The organism is Blastococcus sp. TF02A-26, from assembly GCF_003319125.1.
Classification (GTDB): domain Bacteria; phylum Actinomycetota; class Actinomycetes; order Mycobacteriales; family Geodermatophilaceae; genus Trujillonella.
Map to the genome: position 1 here is coordinate 48321 of NZ_QOHG01000027.1, position 6280 is coordinate 54600.

5 protein-coding genes and 1 pseudogene are annotated in these 6280 nt (G+C 74.9%); 3 read left to right on the forward strand and 3 right to left on the reverse strand.

Annotation, left to right across the window (positions count from 1 at the left end):
* Positions 1–190: 190 nt before the first annotated feature.
* Complete coding sequence (gene acs, locus DQ240_RS21760; protein WP_113841805.1) at positions 191–2140, reverse strand: acetate--CoA ligase; 1950 nt, start codon at positions 2138–2140, stop codon at positions 191–193.
* Between the two features lie 111 nt (positions 2141–2251).
* Here acs and DQ240_RS21765 point away from each other — a divergent pair, with 111 nt between their 5' ends.
* On the forward strand, positions 2252–2965 hold the full coding sequence (locus DQ240_RS21765) for a (2Fe-2S)-binding protein (RefSeq protein WP_113841806.1): 714 nt from the start codon (positions 2252–2254) through the stop codon (positions 2963–2965).
* Positions 2966–3008: 43 nt separating this feature from the next.
* Here the strand turns inward: DQ240_RS21765 and DQ240_RS21770 are convergent, their stop codons facing one another.
* Together DQ240_RS21770 and DQ240_RS21775 are read right to left on the reverse strand one after the other, a co-directional pair.
* Entirely contained in the window at positions 3009–4037 is a 1029-nt protein-coding gene (locus DQ240_RS21770; RefSeq protein ID WP_113841807.1) for an S-adenosylmethionine:tRNA ribosyltransferase-isomerase, read from the reverse strand.
* A pseudogene (locus DQ240_RS21775) lies at positions 4034–4615 on the reverse strand (SDR family NAD(P)-dependent oxidoreductase); the annotation flags it as partial. The pseudogene DQ240_RS21775 and the gene DQ240_RS21770, both read right to left, overlap by 4 nt.
* A 168-nt stretch (positions 4616–4783) precedes the next feature.
* On the opposite strand from DQ240_RS21775, the gene soxR reads away from it, so the two are divergent.
* Positions 4784–5263: a redox-sensitive transcriptional activator SoxR gene (gene soxR, locus DQ240_RS21780; RefSeq protein WP_233498898.1), complete on the forward strand. Its 480-nt coding sequence runs from the start codon at positions 4784–4786 to the stop codon at positions 5261–5263.
* A gap of 42 nt (positions 5264–5305) precedes the next feature.
* Positions 5306–6157, forward strand: a complete 852-nt coding sequence (ygiD, locus tag DQ240_RS21785; RefSeq protein ID WP_113841809.1) for a 4,5-DOPA dioxygenase extradiol — start codon at positions 5306–5308, stop codon at positions 6155–6157.
* Positions 6158–6280: the final 123 nt, after the last annotated feature.

Here is a 6280-nt window from a genome sequence, read left to right on the forward strand (position 1 = left end):
TCGGTCGGGCGGCGGCCACGTGGCCGCCACGGTCTCTCCCCGTGATCGTGCCGGATGCCCGTCGTCGGCGCGTCCCGGTGTCCCCCGGACGGAGTCGCTCGGTGCCCCCGGGGCATGGGTACCGATACCGCCGTCCTCGACCTCCGGGACGCACGTATCGGTACCCATGCCCGAGGCAGGGGGGCCTTCGTCAGTCCTCCGAGGAGGACGCGGGGAGGTTCTCCTTGATCAGGTTCATGACCGTGGCGTCGGTCAGCGTCGTGACGTCGCCCAGCTCGCGGTTCTCCGCCACGTCGCGCAGCAGGCGGCGCATGATCTTGCCCGACCGCGTCTTGGGCAGCTCCTGCACGACCATGATCTGGCGCGGCTTGGCGATCGGGCCGATGTCGCGGCCGACGTGGTTGCGCAGCGTCTGCACCAGCTCCTCCCCCGAGTCGGTGCCGCTCTCGCGGAGGATGACGAACGCGACGATGCCCTGACCGGTGGTCGGGTCGCTCGCGCCGACGACCGCGGCCTCGGCGACGGCGGGGTGGCCGACCAGCGAGGACTCGACCTCCGTGGTGGAGATGCGGTGACCGGACACGTTCATGACGTCGTCGACGCGGCCCAGCAGCCAGATGTTGCCGTCGGCGTCCTTCTTGGCGCCGTCACCGGCGAAGTAGACGTTCGTGCCGAACCGCGACCAGTAGGTGTCGACGTAGCGGTCGTCGTCGCCCCAGATCGTGCGCAGCATCGACGGCCACGGCTCGGTGAGCACCAGCAGCCCGGTGGAGTCGTCGGCCAGCTCGTTGCCCTCGTCGTCGACCACCTTGGCCGAGATGCCGGGGAAGGGGACCTGGGCGGAGCCCGGCACGAGCTCGGTGACGCCCGGCAGCGGGGTGATCATGTGGCCGCCGGTCTCGGTCTGCCACCAGGTGTCCACGATCGGGCAGCGGCCGCCGCCGATGTGCTCGTGGTACCAGAGCCAGGCCTCGGGGTTGATCGGCTCACCGACCGAGCCGAGCAGCCGCAGGCTGGAGAGGTCGAAGCCGGCGGGGATGTCCTCGCCCCACTTCATGAAGGTCCGGATCACGGTGGGCGCGGTGTACAGGATCGTCACGCCGTACTTCTGGATGATCTCGAACCAGCGGCCGCGGTGCGGCGTCTCCGGCGTCCCCTCGTACATGACGCTCGTGGCGCGGTTGGCCAGCGGCCCGTAGACGATGTAGCTGTGGCCGGTCACCCAGCCGACGTCGGCCGCGGTCCAGTAGACGTCGTCGTCGGCCTTGAGGTCGAAGGTCGCCCAGTGCGTGTAGGCGACCTGGGTGAGGTAGCCGCCGCTGGTGTGCAGGATCCCCTTGGGCTTCGCCGTCGTCCCCGAGGTGTACATGATGTAGAGCGGGTGCTCGGCGTCGAAGGACTCCGGCTCGTGCTCGGTCGACTGCCGGGCGACGACGTCGTCCCACCAGAGGTCGCGGCCCTCGGTCCACTCGACGTCCTCACCGGTGCGCTTCACGACCAGGACGTTGCGGACGCCGGGGCTGCGGCCCACCGCGTCGTCCACGGCCGGCTTCAGCGCGCTGGGCGCGCCCCGGCGGTAGCCGCCGTCGGCGGTGATGACGAGGACGGCGCCGGCGTCGTCGAGCCGGCTGGCCAGCGCGTCGGCGGAGAAGCCGCCGAAGACCACCATGTGGACGGCGCCGATGCGGGCGCAGGCCAGCATCGCGATGATCGTCTCGGGGATCATCGGCATGTAGATGGCGACCCGGTCGCCGGCGGTCACCCCGAGCTCGAGCAGCGCGTTCGCCGCCCGGCAGACCTCGTCCTGCAGCTGGGCGTAGGTGATCGTGCGGGTGTCGCCCGGCTCGCCCTCCCAGTGGTAGGCGACCTGGTCGCCGTGCCCGTCCTCGACGTGCCGGTCGACGCAGTTGTAGGCCACGTTGAGCCTGCCGCCGACGAACCACTTGGCGAAGGGCGGGTTGCTCCAGTCGAGCACCTCGTCCCACTCCTGGGTCCAGGTCAGGCGACGCGCCTGCGTGGCCCAGAAGGCCAGCCGGTCGCGCTCGGCCTCGGCGTACACGTCCGGCCCCACGTTGGCCTGGGCGGCCAGCTGCGCGGGGACCGGGAAGCGGCGCCCCTCCACCTCGGTCGACTCGGTCATCGATCCCTCCCTGCTGCGCGGACCAGTGCTCTGGAGCACACCGTATGGCTCCCGGCCCTCCGCTGCGACGCTGCTGCAACCCGTTGCAGCGGTGCCGGTCAGACTGGGCCGGTGACGGACGGCGGGCAGGCGGCGGTGGCCGCGCGGGTGCCGGGCGCCGGTGCCCTCGGGCTGGTCCCGCCGCCTCTCGGGACGGTCGTGCCCGGACCGCTGGTCGCCGACCCGGCGTGGACGGCGGAGCGGGTCGCCGAGCTCGGCCGGCGGCACCGCAGCGACGACCGCCGGGTGCTGGCGACGGTGTGGTGGTACTCGCTGTCGGCCGTCCTCGTGACGCCGCCGCTGGCCGGCTTGGCCGCCGGCGTGCCCCTGTCGGCGCGGCTGCCCGACCTGTCGGTGACCCTGCTGGCCGGCGGCACCCCGGTCGCCGCGGTGTCGGCCGCACCCTGGACCGACCCGGCCGCGGAGCTCCGGGAGACGCTGGGCGCCGTCGTCGACGCCGTCGCCGAGGCGGGCGGGGTGCGACCGGCGCCGCTGTGGGCGATCGCCACCGACTCGATCGCGAACCGGCTGCTGGCGCTGGGCCGCGCCCTCGGGGACGTCGCCGCGGTGACCGCGCTGGCCGGCCCGGTCGCCGCGGCGGTCGGGGCGCCGCTGCCGGCGCCGCGCTACGTCGACGTCGGCCCGCGGTCGGTGCGCTTCACCCGCCGGGCGTCGTGCTGCCTGCTGTACCGGCTGCTCGGTGAGGCGACCTGCACCTCCTGCCCCCGGCGGACGCCGTTCGAGCGCCAGGTGCTCCTCGAGGACACCGCCGAGAGAATCGCCTGAGCGGAGTCGCTCGAGTGCGCTTTCCGCACTCGAGCGACTCCACTCACGGCAGGAGGAGCATCGAGTCGCCGTACTCGTGCCAGAGGTAGTGCTCGGCCACGGCCTCCTCGTAGCCGCGCGCGACGAGCTCCGGCCCGGCGACGGCCTCGAGCAGCCGCAGGTGCGACGCCTCGGGTGCGTGCAGCCCGGTGACCAGGCCGGTCACCGCGCGCGCCGGCCGCTCGGGGCCGAGCACGAGGCCGGTCCAGCCGACCACCGGCCGGGTCACGCCGTCCCCGCCGGTCGCCGACTCCAGCGCCCGGGTCACGGTGGTGCCGACGGCGACCACCCGCCCGCCGCCGGCCCGCGTGGCCGTCACCAGTCGCGCGGTCACCTCCGGGACGGCGAACCGCTCCGGCGCCGGGGGCTCGTGCAGCTCCGGGCTCGACACCCCGGCGTGGAGGACGACGGGCACGACCGGCACGCCGCGGGCCATCAGCCGGACCAGCAGCCGGTCGGTGAACGGCCGGCCCGCGCTGGCGTTCTCGGCGCTGCCCGGATGGGTCGCGTAGACGTTCTGCGCGTCGGCGAGCCGTACGGGGCCACGCAGGTACCCGTAGGTGATCGGCCGGCCGTGCAGCGCGAGGACCGTCCGGGCCGGCACCGGCGGCTCCGCCCGCGCCCGCCACAACCGCGAGCCCCGGCCGGGGTGCGGGTGGCCGGAGACCAGCCGCAGCGCGCGCCCGTCCGGCAGCTGCACGGTGCACCCCGGCTCCGCGCCGAGGTCGGGACCGTCGTTGTCCGGCCGCCGCAGCTCCACCACCCAGTCGCCGTCGTCCAGCGTGGTCGAGACGTGCAGCGGCACGAGGACGCCGTCGCGGCGGCGCACGTCGAGGCGGGCCGGCAGCGTCGCCGAGGTGTTGACCACGAGCAGGTCGCCGGGGGTCAGCAGGTCGGGCAGGTCCCGGAAGGTCGAGTGCGTGACCCCGTCGGGGCGCACGGTCATCAGCCGGACGCCGTCCCGGGTCAGGCCGCGGCGCTCCGGGGGCGCGGTCGCCTCGCTGCCGGGCGGGACGGCGAACGTGGCGGTCACCGGGCCACCGCCAGCAGCCCGGCGGCGCGGTACCGGCCGGCGGGCAGATCCTCCTCGAGCAGGCGCAGCAGCGCGGGGACCACGGTCTCCGGAGCGGGGAGCCCGGTCTCCTCCGGCACCGCGGCGCGGTGCATCGCGGTGTCCATGTCACCGGGGTCGACGGCGTGCACGCGCAGCTCCGGCTCCTCGACGGCCAGGACGGCGGACAGCCGCTCCAGCGCGGCCTTGCTCGCCCCGTAGCCGCCCCAGCCGGGGTACGCCGCCACCGCGGCGTCGCTGCTCACGGCCAGGACCCGGCCGCCGGCGTCGCGCAGGGCCGGCAGGACCGCCTGCACAAGCGCCAGCGGCGCCACGGTGTTGACCGCGAGCACCCGCTCCAGGGCGGCGGGCGGGAGGTCGGCGAGGCGGGGGAGCGGGGTGGGCCCGAGGTCGGAGGCGTTGAGGACCAGCGCGTCGAGCCGGTCCGGGACGGCGGCTGCGAGGGCCGCCCGGTGGGCGGGGTCGGCCACGTCGCCGGCGACGGCCGTCACCCGGTCCGGGTGCGGCAGGGCGGCGACCGCGGCGGCGAGCCGGTCGGGGTCCCGGCCGTCGAGGACGAGGTGCTAGGCACGGGCGTTCAGCACGGCGGCCAGGGCCCGTCCCAGGCCGCGGGAGGCGCCGGTGACGAGGGCGGTGCGGATCTCCATGCCGCGTACCGTCTTGCCTCAAGTCCACTCGAGGTCAAGAGGATGTCGGCCGTGGAGCTCATGACGATCGGTGAGGTCGCCGCGCGGTCAGGGGTCGCGGTGTCGGCGCTGCGCTACTACGAGGCCGAGGGTCTGGTCTCCTGCGAGCGGACGCCCGGCGGAGCGCGACGCTTCCCCCGCTCGGTGCTGCGCCGCCTGGCCTTCATCCGGGCGGCCCAGAACGTGGGCCTCACGCTCCCGGAGATCCGCGCGGCCCTCGGCACCCTCCCGGAGGGCCGGACCCCCACGGCCCGGGACTGGGCGCGCCTGTCGGCGGGGTGGCGGGCACGGCTGGACGAGCAGATCGCCGCCCTCGTCCAGCTGCGCGACGGGCTGTCGGCCTGCATCGGCTGCGGCTGCCTGTCGTTGTCCACGTGCGTGCTGTCCAACCCGGGCGACCGCGTGGCGGCCCAGGGGCCGGGCGCCCGCGGGCTCTCCCCGGCGCTGCGCCGGGTGCCCGCCACGTCGAACGCGGGTGGCGCGGCCGCACGCGCGGGGTAGGGGCCCCGGGGACGACAGGAGAGGGAGCGAGGGGGAGCTGCCATGACCAGGATGCCCGCCGCCTTCATCGGGCACGGCAACCCGATGAACGCCCTGGAGCGCAACCGGTACACCGAGGCCTGGCGGGCGTTCGGCCGGTCGGTGCCGCGTCCCCGGGCGGTGCTGGTGGTCTCCGCGCACTGGTACGTGCACGCCACCGCCGTCACCGCGATGGCGCAGCCACGGACCATCCACGACTTGTTCGGCTTCCCACGGGAGCTGTTCCAGGTCGAGTACCCCGCCCCCGGCCTGCCCGAGCTGGTCGACCAGGTCGCCGACGTCGTCCGGCCGACCTGGGTGGGGGCCGACCTGGACAGCTGGGGCATCGACCACGGCGCCTGGTCGGTGCTGCGGCACGTCTTCCCCGAGGCCGACGTCCCGGTCGTGCAGCTGTCGATCAACGCGCTCAAGCCCGCCGACTACCACCTGCAGCTCGGGGCCGCCCTGGCGCCGCTGCGCGAGGACGGCGTGCTGGTGCTCGGCAGCGGCAACGTGGTGCACGACCTCGGCGGGGTGAGCCGGGCGCTGCCGGACGCGGGCTTCGACTGGGCGCGCCGCTTCGACGACGCGGCTCGGGAGCTGATGCTCACCGACCCCGGCGGTGTCGGCCGGCTCGACGGGCACCGGGACTTCGACCTCGCCGTCCCCACGCCGGACCACTTCCTGCCGCTGCTCTACGTGGCGGCCCTGGCCGGCGCGAGCGGGGAGACCGCCGACGTCCTGGTCGACGGGTACTCCTACGGGTCGCTGTCGATGACGTCGTACACGGTCGGCGCGACCGTGCCCGATGCCGGAGGCAGCGGCTTCGCCGCACCGCTGCCCGACGACCCGCCGGCCGACGGCGCCAACATCTAGCTGTACTGATCGGACAGGTTGGTGCACGGCCTCTGGCCGAGGGTGATCTTGAAGTGAGGAGGGACCTCCGGGTTGGCTGTGGGAGCCGCCAAGCACCCACTCCGACCACAGGAGGTCCCTCGT

What these genes read in the sequence shown, in the direction of transcription:
- acs (WP_113841805.1), bottom strand. Translation starts at nt 2,140, where the DNA reads ATGACCGAGTCGACCGAGGTGGAGGGGCGCCGCTTCCCGGTCCCCGCG.
- soxR (WP_233498898.1), top strand. Translation starts at nt 4,784, where the DNA reads ATGACGATCGGTGAGGTCGCCGCGCGGTCAGGGGTCGCGGTGTCGGCG.
- ygiD (WP_113841809.1), top strand. Translation starts at nt 5,306, where the DNA reads ATGACCAGGATGCCCGCCGCCTTCATCGGGCACGGCAACCCGATGAAC.